The following is a 13,981-nucleotide window of genomic DNA, read 5'->3' as shown; positions in this document are numbered from 1 at the left end:
GGTACCCGTATGAACAAATTGAAAAACAGCATTGTGATTCCGGAGCTGGATCTTGAGACGTCTTATAACCGGCACTATGTTACCGTTGATTCCAGCGGCCGAATTACGGAAGGCTGGAGCGATGGTCCGCACCCGGAGAGAGACCCGGCCGGAGCCGTCTGCATCAATGACCAGGACGGCTACCAGTTCCGGCTGTTCACCGGCGGCGAGGAAAACCCGGTACTGTACACAGAGGACAGCATCCCGCTGTACCGCTAGGACGGGGAGCGGGTGCAGCGGCGTACGGAGGAGGAAATTGCCGCGGACCGTGCGCTGCTGCCGATCCCAAAGCCTGTGAAAAGACCAGAGGAGCGTCTGGACGCCCTGGAGGCGGCCATTGAAAGGGGGCTGAGCCTATGAGCGGCGATCCCATGGCGGCGCTGGCCAGCGCCATCTATCTGGCCCGGCTCCAGCTGGAGACCCTGGCCGATACCGACGACAAGCGGCTCCGAGCCTCCGGTCTGTACCCGGAGTGGGCTCCCGGGGACCACAGGCAGGGCGAGCGTTACAACGCCAGAGACCAGACCTGGGAGTGCTTCTCCGACTACGACAACGCGGTCTATCCTGACATCCGCCCCGGGGAGGCGGCGTGGTACACATTTAACCGCCCCCTTCACGGGACAAGCCCGGAGACGGCCCGGCCCTTTGTGCCGGTCCAGGGGGCTCACGACCTGTACCGGGCGGGCGAGTACATGATTTGGACAGACGGCGGTATGTACCGCTGCCTGCGGGACACCAATTTCTCTCCGGAGGATTCCCCGGCAGATTGGGAAATTACAGAATAAAGGGGGCATAGCCAATGCCTGACAATTGCATGGAATCCTGCCCGGTGATTCCCCGGGTAGATGCGCTGGAGGAGGCAAACCGCCAACACGGCGCAACGCACCGAGAGATGTTCAACCGTCTGAACGCCTTGGAGCGGTCCACAGATTCTCAGGGTGTTATGCTGAGAAACATCGACGAGAAGCTTGATGAGCTAAAAGCCACTGTCAGCGCCCTGGCGGAGAAGCCTGGAAAGCGCTGGGACGGGATGGTGGACAAGCTGATTTATCTGGCTGCGGGAGCCGTTGTGGCGTGGGCCGCTGCCGGCACTCCGGGGCTGGGTTGAAAATGAAAGGAGAAAAATTATGAGCGAACACACAAAAAAATGGATGAAGGCTGCGGGTATTCGTGCAATTAAGACTGTGGCGCAGACCGCTGTCGCCACCATCGGCACCGCGGTGCTGCTGACGGACGTCAGCTGGGTTGCCGTCGCCTCGGCCTCCGTACTGGCGGGTGCGCTGTCCCTTCTGACCAGCGTGGCGGGACTGCCGGAGGTTGACTATGCCTAACCTGTGCCAGACCGCCATTCCGCTGACGGCTATCCGGCGGGTGCAGGTATACATCAACAGCCCACGCAAGTCCTTGTCGGCCATCAAAAAGGCCACCGGGGCGGATTACATCATCAACGGCACGCTTTACAATATGTCCACCGGCGCCGTCAACTGCCACTTGAAGGCGGATGGGAAAGTAATTGCCAAGCCCGGTTACACTGTCTACGGGCTGTCCTGGGACACCGGAAAGGATATGCGCATGGAGGTCCTGCCCTGTCCTCGCCGAAACTATATTGCGTGCACGCCTCTAATCATCAACGGTGTTTCCCTGGCAAAGCTGACCTACGATCCCGGCCAGGGTGGAATCCGCCCCCGAAGCGCTATCGGCCTGCAAGGCGACCAGTTGGACCTTTACTGCACCACCTCCGGAAAAACGCCAGAGCGTCTGCGGGACGAACTGGCAAAGGCCGGGTGGACCCAGGCCGTGATGCTGGACGGCGGCGGGTCGGCGCAGTGCGATTTTGCCGGACAGAAGATCACCAGTTCCCGGAAGGTGCAGCATTTGATCCTGGTTTACCTGGACCAGGAACCCGAAGAACCGAAAGGAGAAAAACCCATGGTTGAGATCAACGCTTACAGCAAGACCAAGGACAGCTCCAAAAAGCTGTCCGCCAATTTTACGGTTAAGGAGTTCGCCTGCTCCGACGGCTCCGACGCCGTGCTGGTGGCCCCGCGACTTGTGATGGTGCTACAATCTATCCGGAGCCATTTCGGGAAGGCAGTAACCATCAACAGCGGCTACCGGACGCCGCAGAAGAACGCCGCCGTTGGCGGCGCGGCCCAGTCTCAGCACTGCTATGGGACGGCGGCGGACATTGTGGTCAAGGGCGTGGCTCCTGCCCAGGTGGCGGCCTATGCCCGGGAGATCATGCCGGACTGGGGCGGCGTGGGGATCTATGAGCGGCAGGGGTTCACCCATGTGGATGTCCGGGAGATCAAGGCAGACTGGAAAGGCGCTTGAAGAGCTCGTTAAATCATTTTGCGGAAAAATTGAGCCGTTTCAAGGCGTATGTCGATGATCCTGCGGAAAGTGGGATATGCGGCGCTGCTGAAAGATAACTTACCTGCGGGTTTTGCCAACGGCTTGAACGGTACTGCGGGGAACAGTGTAAGCCCGGGAATAAAATGACCCTGAGAAAGCGTCCAGCTTTCTCGGGGTCTGTCCCTGTTTGCGGGCGATGTGGAGATTGACTCTGGTTTATTGAATGTAACGATTGCCGTTCCTCCGGATTTTGTTGTAGAGGGAAGGACACAAGAACAGACCGGCGAACCTGTAAAAGAGAAAGGGTATAATTTGCAACCCTTAACGATGATGGTTCTGTTTCCTATGTGATGACAAAAAGCCGGCACAAGAGACTAGGTCCTGTTTGAAAAAAGTCAAAACGCCCAAACGGTGGATCTTTTTCCGACGCTCCGCGTTGATGTTTCCTGCCATACACAAAGCAGGCTGGCGTCAAATCGCCTTGACCGGCAAAAAATCTCTCGCCGCTGCGCATTTTGCCATTTATCAAACAGGTCCAAAGAGACTGCGGGAATTGCTTTTGATCTTCTGCCCAGACCACAGCGGCATTTTCAACGGCAATTCTGCTTTTTTATTATGCAATTATTCCAAAAAACATTTGCTTTTTCGGATAAAATAACGTTTTTGTGAAATTCCCAAATAATCTCCCCCATCATATGAAAAAAGGACGTTTTGTAATGGAATGAAATCCGTTAAAATGTGATTCAAAATCATGTGTGAGGAGTGAGAAATGCGTGGAATATGTGCTGGAAATGAAAAATATCAGCAAAACCTTTCCGGGCGTAGTCGCACTTGATCATGTACAGCTGCAGGTAAAGCCGGGAGAGGTCCATGCGTTGATGGGGGAAAATGGCGCCGGAAAATCCACCTTGATGAAAATCCTGATGGGTATTTACACCAGGGACCCCGGCGGCGAGATATTGTTTGATGGAAAGCCCTATCATGCGGCAAACCCCAAGGAGGCCATGGACACGGGAATCGCCATGATCCACCAGGAGCTGAACCCCATTCTGGATATGACCGTGTATGAAAACATCTTTGTGGGACGCGAGCTGCGAAAAAATGGCCTGGTGGACAAGAAGGCGGAGATCGAGGCAGCCCAGAAACTGATTGAGGAGTGCGGCCTGCATGTGTCGCCCCGGGAGACGCTGCGAAATCTCACGGTGGCGCAGTGCCAGCTGATCGAGATCATCAAGGCGATCTCCATCAACGCCAAGGTCATTATCATGGATGAGCCCACCGCCGCCATCACGGAGCGCGAGGTGGAGCTGCTGTTCGGGCATATCCGCAGGCTCACGGAAAAGGGCGTTGCCATCATCTACATCTCCCACCGCATGGCGGAGATATTCTCGATCTGCGACCGGGTCAGCGTATACCGCGACGGACAGTACATCGGCACAGATACTACGGCAAACCTGGACGAGACCCAGCTGATTAAAATGATGGTCGGACGGGAGATCACGGATGTATATCCAAAGCTGGAAGTGGATGTGGGCGAGGTAATTTTTGAGGCAAAGAATATCGTCCGCGCGGATCAGAAAGTGAAAAATGTCAGCCTTGCCGTCCGCCGGGGCGAGATCCTGGGCATCGGCGGCCTGGTGGGCGCCGGCCGCAGCGAATTGGTGGAGGGTATCTTCGGCATGCAGCCGCTCTCCGGCGGCGAGATCTACATAAAGGGCAGGAAAGTGAAGGTTTCTTCACCGCGGGATATAATCAAGGAGGGAGTAGCCCTCATCACTGAGGACCGAAAGGTCACCGGATTGAACCTGAGCGGATCAGTCAACGACAACATCGCTATGGTGGCGATTAAAAAGCTGCTGACCCACGGCTTATATAATAGGGCCAAGGCGCTCAGCGCCTCTCAGGAGTACATCGAAAAGCTGCATATCAAAACGCCTTCCGGCAACCAGATTGTGGGCAATCTGTCCGGCGGCAATCAGCAGAAGGTGGTTATTGCAAAGTGGCTTCTGAACGAGCCGGACGTCATCATTCTGGACGAGCCGACGCGCGGAATTGACGTAGCCGCCAAGCGGGACATCTATCTGCTGCTGGGCGACCTTGTGCGGCAGGGAAAGGCTGTTATCATGATTTCGTCGGAGATTCCCGAGCTGATGGGGATCTGTGACCGAATCGCTGTCATGTGCGAGGGCAATTATTCCGGTGAGGTCAAGCGCGAAGAGTTTTCTCAGGAGCGCATCATGACACTGGCCTCCGCCATCAAGGTGTAAAGGAAGGGGAAACTATGAAAGAGACGAAACGTACAAAGGCGCTGCTCAGCGAGTATTTCATTTTCGTGATCTTTATCGCGCTGGTGATCGTATTGACCTGCCTGAAGCCCAGCTTCATTCAGCCCGGCAACCTGGTCAATATCCTCAAGCAGGCGTCCATCAACGGCATTTTGGCGTTTGGCATGATGTTCGTGATTATCGCCGGAGGCTTCGATATGTCCGTGGGCTCCACAGTGGCATTCACCGGCGTTCTGGCGGCCATGCTGGGGCAGGGGGAATATCCTCTGATCGTACCGCTGATTGTCGCCATGATAGCTGGTTTGGCCGTGGGCGTGGTGAACGGCGTAGGCGTGGCCGTGGGGGACCTGCCGCCCTTTATCATGACCCTTGGCACCATGACCGCCGTCCGCGGCTTGGCGCTGCTGATCTCCAACGGCAAGCCGGTCATCGGAATCAGCGCGGAGTACAAGGCTGTCGCAGCCTCCTCGCTTTTCGGAATCCCGATGCTGGCGGTCTTCCTCGTGGTCATCATCGTGATCTGCTCCTTCGTGCTTGCGAAGACCGTCTATGGCCGGCGGGTCTACGCCTGCGGCGGCAACCTGCTGGCGGCCCGGGTATCCGGCATCAACACGACGAAAATCCGCATCTCCACGTTTGCTATCGCGGGCCTTCTGGCCGGTCTGAGCGGCTTTTTGATGACGTCCCGCGTTACCATCGGCCAGCCCAATGCGGCGGAGAGCTATGAGATGGATGCCATTACGGCCTGCGTAGTGGGCGGTGTATCCATGTCCGGCGGCGTGGGTAAGCCCTGGGGAGTCGTGGTGGGATGCCTGCTCATCACGGTGATTGCCAACGGGCTGGACATCATGGGCGTATCGTCCCACTGGCAGAAGATCGTCAAGGGCGCCATTATCGTTCTGGCGGTGCTGCTGGATATTAAAGGCAAGAGCAAGAAGAACTGATTTGGTGTCAAGAGAATTGCCGGATGTTCTGTCCGCCGTCTCTTACATATAAGCTTTTAAGGAGGAAAAATCACATGAACAAGAAGAAGTTTCTCGCAATGCTGCTGGCCAGCGTCATGACGCTGGCTGTCTTGGCGGGCTGCAGCAGCAGCCCCGCGGCCACCCCGGCTGACAACAACACGCCCGCTGACGCTGAGGACGGCGCCTACAAGATCGCGCTGATCCAGCAGCATCAGACCAACGCCTTCCAGATTGCCGTCACCGAGGCTGCCGAGGCCAAAGCCGCGGAGCTGGGCGTTGAGCTGAAGATCCTGAGCGCGGACCAGGATGCCGCCACCCAGATCAGCCAGATTGAGCAGTGTGTGTCCGAGGGCTACCAGGCCATCCTGTTCGAGCCTGTCGATCCCGACGGCCTGCGGGACGCCGCCAAGAACGCGGCTGATGCCGGCGTTGTGGTCATCAACATCATCTCTGCCTGCACCGACTGGGAGGATGCCGGTATCTCCGCCGTCTCCTACGGCAACAATGTCAAGGCCGGCGAGACCGAAATGCAGCAGGTTGCCGATCTGCTGGGGGGCAAGGGCAATATCGCCATCCTGACCGGTCCCTCCGCGGACGCCGGCGGTCTGCAGCGCATGGAGGGCTATGAGAATATCCTGGCCAACTATCCCGACATCGTTCAGGTCGTCTCTCCCGCCGACTGCGCATGGGATACCGCCCAGGCCCAGTCCACTGTGGAGAGCTGGCTGTCCGCTTATGACCTGGATGCCATCATTTGTGAGAATGACGGTATGGCCGTGGGCGCGGGCAATGCCGCCGGCGCGAACAGCGGGATTATCATCTCCGGTGTTGACGGAACGCCCGACGGCTTCGAGGCCATCAAGGACGGCCGAATCACCGGAACCGTGTCCCAGAACGGCGGCGCCATGGCTGCCAACGGCATTGAGGCGGCTGTTACCCTGCTGAGCGGCGGCACGCTGGAGACCAATGTTCTGGTCACTGACAACACCTGGATCGACGCCTCCAACGTGGCGGACTACGAGTAATTTGTTCCCAGGCGGTCCCAGCGGTGAACCTGAAAAGACCATAATAAAAGGGGGGAAAACGAAACGTTTCCCCCCTTTTTTATTAGGCCATGTTTGAAAAAAGTCAAAACGCCCAAGCGACGGATCTTTTCCCGCCGGAACCGCGCTGTTTCTACACGAAATCCGACAGCCCCGGTCCGGCGGAACGGGCGCCGGCATTTCGCCGATTTTCAGACCGGGACGCTGCGGAAAACGCCGGGCGTCACACCCACCTTCTTCCGAAAAGAGTGGATAAAGTTTTCCTCGCTGTTGTAGCCCACCTGATAGGCGACCTCCTTCACGGAAAGCCGGGTGGAGGTCAGGAGGTGTTTGGCAGCGTCGATGCGGCGCAGCAGGATATATTCATAGGGAGAATACCCGGTCTGGAGCTTGAACACTCGGGAAAAGTGGGCGGGGCTGAAGCTGGCGGCGGCCGCCGCGTCCCCCACGGTGATGCTTCGATACAAGTTGCGGTTGATAAAGCCGATGGCCTCGCTGACCGCCCGGCTCTCCTCCCGGCCAGAGCTCTCCCCGCCCAGCAGCAGCTCGCACAGCAGCCGGTGGATCAGCTGGGAGCAGGCGGCCTCGCTCATGCGCTCGCCGCTTTCACAAGAGCTCACAAGCTCTCCGATCCCCCGCGCAATCTCCGGAAAGCCCGCCGGCGCGAAAACATGGTGCCCGCCCTTGTTTTGTAAAATGCGGCGGTAAAGGGCCTCGGCGTTCAGGCCGTTGAACAGCAGCCAGTAGAACTCCGTGTCGTCCCGGGCGGAGTATTCATGGGGCCGCCGGCAGTCAAACAGGGCGGTCTGCCCCGGCATGGCAGTCACCGCCTCCCCCTCCAGCGTAAACCGCAGCTCTCCCCGGCATACGCAGATCAGCATCAGGTTGAGCCGATGGCTGGCCAGCCGGGCGGTTTCCACACGGTGGTCAAACGCATAGCGGTGATCGCAGAAATAGCGGCCCGCCCGGGTCGGATAGTAAAATAACTCGCTGGCCAGGGACGACGGTGTAAAAAAATACCGCAGAGAGCTGTTCAGCACGCCTGCCTCCGGAATGTCCATATCCCGCACCATCCTTTCCTTTTCAGCATACCACAGGCCGTTTTCCGCAGCAAGAATAAATAGCAGGAATTCGCAGTTTTTTCGCAGAATCCCTCATTGGAAGCTCCGTAAAAATAAGATATGATATAAACAATAGAGCAAGGCAGTGCCGGATCTTATGGACCCGATAAAAATCAGAATGGAGGAACCGCATATGAAGATCGCATTTGACGTTGACGTTCTGGCCAAGCAAATGCCCATCCGCGACTACGTCCGCAAGGTGGCGGACTGGGGCTACAAGTACATTGAGCAGTCTCCCCATCCCCGGATTAACCCCTTCTATAAGCACCCTCTCTTCTCCAAGGAGTGCGAGGAGGAGTACCGCAAGGCCCTGAAGGAGACAGGGGTGGAGATCTCCAGCTTTATCGTGGTCTACCGCTGGTCCGGTCCCACCGAGGAGCAGCGCCAGCACGCCGTGGCAAACTGGAAGCGGATGATTCAGATCGCCGTGGACATGGGCGTGCCCGTCATCAATACTGAGTTTTCCGGCGACCCCAACCAGCAGGAGATCTGCAACGGCATGTTCTTCCGCTCCATGGAGGAGCTGCTGCCCATCATTGAGCGGGAGGGGCTGCGGGTGGAGATCCAGTCCCACCCCTACGACTTTTGCGAGCTCAACGACGAGACCTGCGACATCGTCAAGTCCTTTCGCTCCAAGAACCTGGGCTATGTCTACTCCGCCTCCCACGGCTTTTTCTACGACCAGGGCAAGGGCGACGTGCGCCACATGCTGAAATACGCCGGGGACGAGCTGACCCACGTCCTCCTGGCCGACACATGGAACCAGACCAAGGACTGCCGCTACATCCTCAATCCCCCCTGGCTGAACCAGCGGGGCCGGGCGGACGTCACCATTCACCAGCACACCGCCATGGGTGAGGGCGAGGTGGACTTCGACGGCATCTTCGAGACCCTGCGGGAGATGGATTTTGCCAACAAGCAGCTCAAAGCCGACGCTCCCAAGGCCGGCGGCGACAACATCATCTGCGTCAGCTACTTTGGCTTCCCGGAGAAGATGGACCGTCAGGCCCCCGAGGCGCTGGAGCGCATTGAGCGGGAGCTGCTGGGCAAGTGATGAACCGGGAATTTGGTTATCCGGCCTATGGGCCGGATGGGGTGCAGTCCCTGACCGCCGTGGACGGTCCCTTTGCCGACGCTCTGATGGATACCTCCGTCATCCGCCTGGAAGCGGGAGGGGAAAAGCGATTTCTCCTCCCCGGTCAGGAGTGCGCCTTCTTGCTGATCGAGGGCGAGGTCACGTTCTGCTGGAACGGGGAGACTGTCTCCGGCAGCCGGGAGAGCTGTTTTGACGGCGGCGCGGAGGTCTGTGCCCTCCATGTGCCCCGGAACACGGCGGTAACACTTCGGGCGGCCTGTCCCAGCGAGGTGTTTGTGGTCTCCACGGAAAACAAGCGGGACTTTCCCGCCCGGTTTTACGCTGCAGAGGACATCCGCAATGTCACCTCCTGCGCGGAGATCTGCGGCGGCACCTGTGAGCGCACTGTCACCACGGTCTTTGACGATGAGACCGCGCCCTATTCCAATTTGGTGCTGGGAGAGACGTATCCCCTCCCCGGTAAGTGGTGCGGCTATCCGCCCCATGAGCATCCCCAGCCGGAGGTCTACTACTACCGGGTGGACCGGCCGGAGGGCTTTGGCTTTTGCTGTGTGGGAGATCACGTCTACAAGATCAAGGACCGCAGCTTCTCCCTTCTGGCCCACGGAGCGATGCACCCTCAAGTGACCGCTCCCGGTTATCACATGTATATTATCTGGGTCATCCGTCATCTGCCGGGCAATCCCTGGCATCGGGGTCCCAATCTCCCCCAATACCAATGGCTGGAAAAGCGGCTCTAACGCCCTTTATGGATGGACTGAGACCGGCCTGCCTATTTTCCCCATGCCGGCGCGCTGTTGAAATACCGCCGCCGGCCGCACAGAAAAGAGCTGAGAAACGATTTGTTTCTCAGCTCTTTTTGTTGTACAGCTGCTTGACGCGCGGATTCTCATGCGGCTTGATGTAACGGCCTTTTTCAGTTGATATAGTACAGACGTCTGCGAAAGGCCTCATTCCCTGCCTTTTCACAAATGGCGTCGATCCCCGAGGAAATCACCCATATGGCCATGCCTCTTTCCGCGCAGGTTACAAGCATGTCAATAATCATGCCATGGTGCGCCGGCTCCTGACCTGCAAACGGGAAAAAGCAGATCAGCAGGCGTGGATTCAAAAGATACCATTTGTAGTAGGAAAAGCGCAGGCGCTGGGGCAGCGGCCATGTGCGCAGTGGACGCTGCAGATCCTCCTTTGGAAACCACTGCGACGCCTCCTCCAAGATGTTTTCCATGACCCGCCGGCCTGCAATATGCCGGCCGGCCTTGGGGAGCAGGCAGGCGCTCAGATTGTCCAGCGCGCTCAAATTATCGAACAGCATCCCACCCGGGCGGTCCGGCCGCTCCAGCTGAATCCCGATCTCCGTGCCGATGAGCTTTGACAGCTCGTCGGGGGTGTAAGCGGTCCCGTTCAGGTGAAATATTCCGCCGTTCCAGCGCTGGCTGCCCAGAAAGCGGTCCCGCAGACTGACCGCCGTGCTGTAATTTTCGTCCCGCAGAAAGGCGATCTCGTCGCCCTGGATCTGAAAATCCAGGGGCGGCATTCCGGGAAGCTCCAGGCCGGATGCCTGAAACACGACTCGGCCGCCGCCCTGCCGCCCGGTCTGTCCCACGCTGCTGCCGCGGCACTTCCAGCCCAGGATTTCGTACAGCTGCTCCCCGTATTCCTCCGGATAGAGACGGTAACAGGTCTTCCGATTTTTCACCACGTCGATCCGATCGGAATAGCGGCACATAAACATATCGTCCAGATCCAGCACAATCACCGCCGCCCCCTGCTCCAGCAGAAGCTGGACGCACCGCATCAGCTTTTCCAGATCTCTTTGGCGCAGGATTTCCGTCAGCCGGTCCAAAAGCAGCAGCTCACCCCTCCAGAACCATACCCGAAAAACGCAGAGCCGGTAATAGTCCAGCATGGAGAGCTCCGCCAGCTTCATGTCCGGAGGAACATCCAGCTCCATCTGCCGCAGCACAGCCGCGGACTCCGGCGCCCGCAGCCGCTGCTCGGCGCTCTTTCTCTGCCGCCAGTCCATTAGCTTTCCCAGGGGGACCACAAAGTCCTGCACAGTCAGCTCCCCGGAGTCAAAGCGGTGTTTGTCCACGATCATGCTGTTGTGCTGGAGCCAGCGTTCCAGCTCCGGCGTTCTCACCCGGCGGCCGCGGGTATAGGCCCTGCCGTTTTTCATGCGGGTACCGCCCTTGAAGATGTCCAGATAGGCCGTGCCGGAGGTGATGTGGTCGTCCACATATACGCCGACACACTCCCCTCTGGAGATGGAAATATCAAAACAGTATGTCAGGTTCTCCCGCTGGAAGCAGCCGTGCTCGATCCGTATCACTTCCTCTTTCATGGCCTTACTCCTCTTGGAACAGCAGCGGCAGCGTCACACAGCACTCCGTACCGATCCCCTCCGCGCTGAAAATGCGGAGGCCATAGTCCTCGCCGAAGATCAGGCGGATGCGGCTGTTGACATTACGCAGGGCGATGCCGCCCCGCTGCTGTCCCGCCGTCTCGCCGGTATCCCCCGCGAACTGCCGGTTCAGCCGCTCCACCTGCTCGTCCGGTATCCCAACGCCGTTGTCCCGCACCCGCAGAAAAAGCGTCTTGTCGCTGTTTTCCACAACGATACGGACGGCGCCGTACCCCAGCTTGCCCTCCAGACCGTGGGATACCGCGTTTTCCACCAGAGGCTGCAAAATCAGCTTCGGCATCCGCGCCTCCAGCAGCTTTTCGTTCTCCATATCCAGCTCCATGGAGATCTTGTCGCCAAAGCGGCACCGCTGGATGGTGAAATAGTTCTCCGTGTTGTCCAGCTCGTCCGAGAATGTGACGTACTCCTGCACATTGGAAATGGTGTAGCGGAAAAAGGTAGCCAGCGCCTCTGTGGTCTCGGCGATGTCCCCGCAGTCCGCCAGCAGCGCGTCCGTCCGGATCGCCTCCAGCGCGTTATAGAGAAAATGAGGGTTAATTTGGTTTTGCAGCGCCAGGTATTCCGCCTGCTTTTGCCGCAGCCTGGTAATCTCCTCGCCGTGCAGGCGCTCTTCAATATCGGAGAAAAAATCCCGCAGCGCCGGCTCCTCCTCCCAGTCCAGCCGCAGAACGGTTTCCAGGTCACGGTCATTGCGGTAGCGCCGGAGCGCCCCGCGGAGCTTTTTCATGGTCCGCAGCCACATGGTATCACCTACCTGTACAGCTTTTTATAATCCGACGGGCTGACGCCGGTGACTTTCTTGAAGAGCTTGGAGAAGTATTTCAGGTCCCGGTAGCCCACCATTTCCGCTACGTCCTGGACGGACAGATCGTAGCCGGACAACAGCTCCTTGGCCTTGCCGATCCGCAGATCCGTCAGGTAGTCCATAAAATTCTGTCCCGTCTCCTTTTTGAACAGAGTGGAAAAATACGTGGCGTTGAAACCGGCGGCGCTGCTGACGTCCTCCAGGCGCAGCGCCTCCTGGTAATGCTGCTGGATATAGCGCTTGGCGTCGGTGATAGGGCGCGTCTCCCGCAGGGAACGCTCGTCCCGCAGGTGCCTGATCTGTTGGCAGAGCCCCTCCCTCAGCGCCTGAAGCACGTCCTGCGCGTCCGCACAGTGCCAGAAACGATCCTCCATCTCCGCGGAAAAACGCTCATCCACCCGGCCGACCTGCCGCATACCGTAGAGGCACGCCTCCAGCACCTGATAAAACCAGTCCTCCAGCATCTGCCCATTCAGATCCGTTTGGGACAGCACGGAGTCATAGCTTTCGCCCAGCGCCTGATTCATGCGCTCTTCATCCAGACATTCCGCCGCCACCTGAAAGCTCTTTTTCCGTGCGGTCTCCATCTGATACCGCCGGTCAAAGACCGGGGGCTCTCTCTCCGCGTCGCGCCAGCTCTGCGTCAGACACAGGCGGTCCCGGCAGAGCCAGAGCGCCTCCTGCAAAGAGACATCCAGCTGCTCGACGCGGCTTTTCCGGCTGCCCAAACAGGCCGTGCAGCGGATTGTCCAGAACAGGTCCCGCTGCTTTTCAATCTCCTTGCGGATTTTGGTGAAGCACTGCTGTACCTCCACCGCCTGGTATTCACCCACACGCGCAAACGCCAGAACGCCTTCCCGCCGCGCCGCGGCGGCGTATGTGTCCGTCAGTGCCCGCAGCTCCCGCCGAACGGCCTCCAGCGCATGGCGTATCATGATCTGATAGCCGTCCTGGTACTGGGCGGCATTGGCGACATCCGGCTTCACCACAGCCGCAAAGAATGCACCCCCGGATTCCGGAAAATGAAGTCCATATCCAGACTGAAGCTGCTCCGCGGTTAAAAAGGGGCTCTGCCTGTCCGCCGCGGCTTTCAGCGCATCAATCAGCAGCTCCTGCTGGCGCTCGCCGCTTTTCCGCAGGCGGAATTCCAGGGCGGCCTCCTCGCCCAGCTTGTCCTTGAGACGCAGCAGAATGCCGGTCAGCTCATCCTGTTTCAGGGGTTTGAGCAGGTAATCCTCTACGCCGTATTTCAGGGCGTTTTGGGCATATTCGAATTTTCGGTATCCACTGATGACGATAAAGTGCAGATTTGGCTGCAAGTCCTTTGCCCGCTGAATCAGTTCGATTCCGCTGCATCCCGGCATACGCACATCAGTAATCAGCAGATGCGGCTGTTTTTCCTGCACCAGCTCCAGGGCCCGCAGACCGTCGTTAGCGGTTCCGGCGATCTCGTAGCCCAAAGACTCCCAGTCAATCAGCTTTTGCAGCAGCAGTATGATCTTGTTTTCATCGTCTGCCAGGACAACTCTCAGCATATACAAGCCCTCCGGTATCATTTCTGTTCAAAATACGGGGCAATCTCTCGGTTTTGCTCTGTTCTTAGAAACGCAGGTGTTTTTTGCTGCATTTACGGTTTCTATGATACATACTATAATCTTTTTCTTTTGGTTTGCCAAGAGTAAACAGGCCTTGATTGGAAAACTGTTTTATCCAAAATCAAAGCGGGGCTTCCTTTACAAAGGATAGCCGCATCAGATCGTCATGACTGCGAAAAATCTCTCGTAGATAATGCCCGGATTTCAGAACAGAAAAAAAGAAGCCCTCTGATTTGTAAAAGTGTACCTTTT

At 58.0% G+C, this 13,981-nt stretch carries 17 protein-coding genes; 13 read left to right on the top strand and 4 right to left on the bottom strand.

Going from position 1 to position 13,981, the window contains the following annotated elements:
- Window positions 1–9: 9 nt before the first annotated feature.
- From C816_RS20875 to C816_RS20840, 11 genes are all read left to right on the top strand, one after another.
- Window positions 10–258 (top strand): hypothetical protein, encoded by a 249-nt coding sequence (locus C816_RS20875; RefSeq protein ID WP_016324405.1) that lies wholly within the window; start codon window positions 10–12, stop codon window positions 256–258.
- Between the two features lie 12 nt (window positions 259–270).
- Window positions 271–399 carry a hypothetical protein gene (locus tag C816_RS25415; protein ID WP_256378446.1) on the top strand — a complete coding sequence of 43 codons (129 nt, stop codon included), beginning with the start codon at window positions 271–273 and terminating at the stop codon, window positions 397–399.
- Entirely contained in the window at window positions 396–824 is a 429-nt protein-coding gene (locus tag C816_RS20870; RefSeq protein ID WP_016324404.1) for a hypothetical protein, read from the top strand. Before C816_RS25415 ends, C816_RS20870 begins: the two co-directional genes overlap by 4 nt.
- Window positions 825–838: 14 nt before the next feature.
- Entirely contained in the window at window positions 839–1,147 is a 309-nt protein-coding gene (locus tag C816_RS20865; protein ID WP_016324403.1) for a hypothetical protein, read from the top strand.
- Between the two features lie 19 nt (window positions 1,148–1,166).
- Window positions 1,167–1,370, top strand: coding sequence for a holin (locus C816_RS20860; protein WP_016324402.1), 204 nt, complete (start codon window positions 1,167–1,169; stop codon window positions 1,368–1,370).
- On the top strand, window positions 1,363–2,373 hold the full coding sequence (locus C816_RS25790; protein WP_016324401.1) for a D-Ala-D-Ala carboxypeptidase family metallohydrolase: 1,011 nt from the start codon (window positions 1,363–1,365) through the stop codon (window positions 2,371–2,373). Before C816_RS20860 ends, C816_RS25790 begins: the two co-directional genes overlap by 8 nt.
- A gap of 219 nt (window positions 2,374–2,592) precedes the next feature.
- Window positions 2,593–2,745 (top strand): hypothetical protein, encoded by a 153-nt coding sequence (locus C816_RS24655; RefSeq protein ID WP_207636970.1) that lies wholly within the window; start codon window positions 2,593–2,595, stop codon window positions 2,743–2,745.
- A 34-nt stretch (window positions 2,746–2,779) separates the two neighbouring features.
- Entirely contained in the window at window positions 2,780–3,052 is a 273-nt protein-coding gene (locus tag C816_RS24065) for a hypothetical protein (RefSeq protein ID WP_155979130.1), read from the top strand.
- Between the two features lie 115 nt (window positions 3,053–3,167).
- Complete coding sequence (locus C816_RS20850; RefSeq protein WP_016324400.1) at window positions 3,168–4,661, top strand: sugar ABC transporter ATP-binding protein; 1,494 nt, start codon at window positions 3,168–3,170, stop codon at window positions 4,659–4,661.
- Between the two features lie 14 nt (window positions 4,662–4,675).
- Window positions 4,676–5,623: an ABC transporter permease gene (locus tag C816_RS20845; protein ID WP_016324399.1), complete on the top strand. Its 948-nt coding sequence runs from the start codon at window positions 4,676–4,678 to the stop codon at window positions 5,621–5,623.
- Window positions 5,624–5,697: 74 nt separating this feature from the next.
- Window positions 5,698–6,669 carry a sugar ABC transporter substrate-binding protein gene (locus C816_RS20840; protein ID WP_016324398.1) on the top strand — a complete coding sequence of 324 codons (972 nt, stop codon included), beginning with the start codon at window positions 5,698–5,700 and terminating at the stop codon, window positions 6,667–6,669.
- A gap of 209 nt (window positions 6,670–6,878) precedes the next feature.
- On the opposite strand, the gene C816_RS20835 is transcribed toward C816_RS20840, so the two are convergent.
- Window positions 6,879–7,748 carry an AraC family transcriptional regulator gene (locus C816_RS20835; RefSeq protein ID WP_016324397.1) on the bottom strand — a complete coding sequence of 290 codons (870 nt, stop codon included), beginning with the start codon at window positions 7,746–7,748 and terminating at the stop codon, window positions 6,879–6,881.
- Window positions 7,749–7,941: 193 nt separating this feature from the next.
- On the opposite strand from C816_RS20835, the gene C816_RS20830 reads away from it, so the two are divergent.
- Together C816_RS20830 and C816_RS20825 are read left to right on the top strand one after the other, a co-directional pair.
- Window positions 7,942–8,862, top strand: coding sequence for a sugar phosphate isomerase/epimerase family protein (locus C816_RS20830; RefSeq protein ID WP_016324396.1), 921 nt, complete (start codon window positions 7,942–7,944; stop codon window positions 8,860–8,862).
- Window positions 8,862–9,644: a 5-deoxy-glucuronate isomerase gene (locus tag C816_RS20825; protein WP_016324395.1), complete on the top strand. Its 783-nt coding sequence runs from the start codon at window positions 8,862–8,864 to the stop codon at window positions 9,642–9,644. Before C816_RS20830 ends, C816_RS20825 begins: the two co-directional genes overlap by 1 nt.
- A 176-nt stretch (window positions 9,645–9,820) precedes the next feature.
- On the opposite strand, the gene C816_RS20820 is transcribed toward C816_RS20825, so the two are convergent.
- From C816_RS20820 to C816_RS20810, 3 genes are read right to left on the bottom strand one after another with little or no spacing between them, the layout of a single operon-like run.
- Complete coding sequence (locus C816_RS20820) at window positions 9,821–11,248, bottom strand: P-loop NTPase family protein (protein WP_016324394.1); 1,428 nt, start codon at window positions 11,246–11,248, stop codon at window positions 9,821–9,823.
- Window positions 11,249–11,252: 4 nt separating this feature from the next.
- On the bottom strand, window positions 11,253–12,056 hold the full coding sequence (locus C816_RS20815) for a sensor histidine kinase (RefSeq protein WP_196803676.1): 804 nt from the start codon (window positions 12,054–12,056) through the stop codon (window positions 11,253–11,255).
- A gap of 23 nt (window positions 12,057–12,079) precedes the next feature.
- A complete protein-coding gene (locus tag C816_RS20810) occupies window positions 12,080–13,669 on the bottom strand; it encodes a response regulator transcription factor (RefSeq protein ID WP_016324392.1) in 1,590 nt (529 codons plus the stop codon).
- Window positions 13,670–13,981: the final 312 nt, after the last annotated feature.

Source organism: Oscillibacter sp. 1-3 (assembly GCF_000403435.2).
GTDB lineage: Bacteria > Bacillota > Clostridia > Oscillospirales > Oscillospiraceae > Oscillibacter.
This window is presented reverse-complemented; position numbering and strand designations above follow the sequence as displayed.

Coding starts and splice junctions, on each gene's coding strand:
- C816_RS20875 (WP_016324405.1), top strand. CDS start 10: ATGAACAAATTGAAAAACAGCATTGTGATTCCGGAGCTGGATCTTGAG.
- C816_RS20870 (WP_016324404.1), top strand. CDS start 396: ATGAGCGGCGATCCCATGGCGGCGCTGGCCAGCGCCATCTATCTGGCC.
- C816_RS20865 (WP_016324403.1), top strand. CDS start 839: ATGCCTGACAATTGCATGGAATCCTGCCCGGTGATTCCCCGGGTAGAT.
- C816_RS20860 (WP_016324402.1), top strand. CDS start 1,167: ATGAGCGAACACACAAAAAAATGGATGAAGGCTGCGGGTATTCGTGCA.
- C816_RS25790 (WP_016324401.1), top strand. CDS start 1,363: ATGCCTAACCTGTGCCAGACCGCCATTCCGCTGACGGCTATCCGGCGG.
- C816_RS20845 (WP_016324399.1), top strand. CDS start 4,676: ATGAAAGAGACGAAACGTACAAAGGCGCTGCTCAGCGAGTATTTCATT.
- C816_RS20840 (WP_016324398.1), top strand. CDS start 5,698: ATGAACAAGAAGAAGTTTCTCGCAATGCTGCTGGCCAGCGTCATGACG.
- C816_RS20835 (WP_016324397.1), bottom strand. CDS start 7,748: ATGGACATTCCGGAGGCAGGCGTGCTGAACAGCTCTCTGCGGTATTTT.
- C816_RS20830 (WP_016324396.1), top strand. CDS start 7,942: ATGAAGATCGCATTTGACGTTGACGTTCTGGCCAAGCAAATGCCCATC.
- C816_RS20825 (WP_016324395.1), top strand. CDS start 8,862: ATGAACCGGGAATTTGGTTATCCGGCCTATGGGCCGGATGGGGTGCAG.
- C816_RS20820 (WP_016324394.1), bottom strand. CDS start 11,248: ATGAAAGAGGAAGTGATACGGATCGAGCACGGCTGCTTCCAGCGGGAG.
- C816_RS20815 (WP_196803676.1), bottom strand. CDS start 12,056: ATGAAAAAGCTCCGCGGGGCGCTCCGGCGCTACCGCAATGACCGTGAC.
- C816_RS20810 (WP_016324392.1), bottom strand. CDS start 13,669: ATGCTGAGAGTTGTCCTGGCAGACGATGAAAACAAGATCATACTGCTG.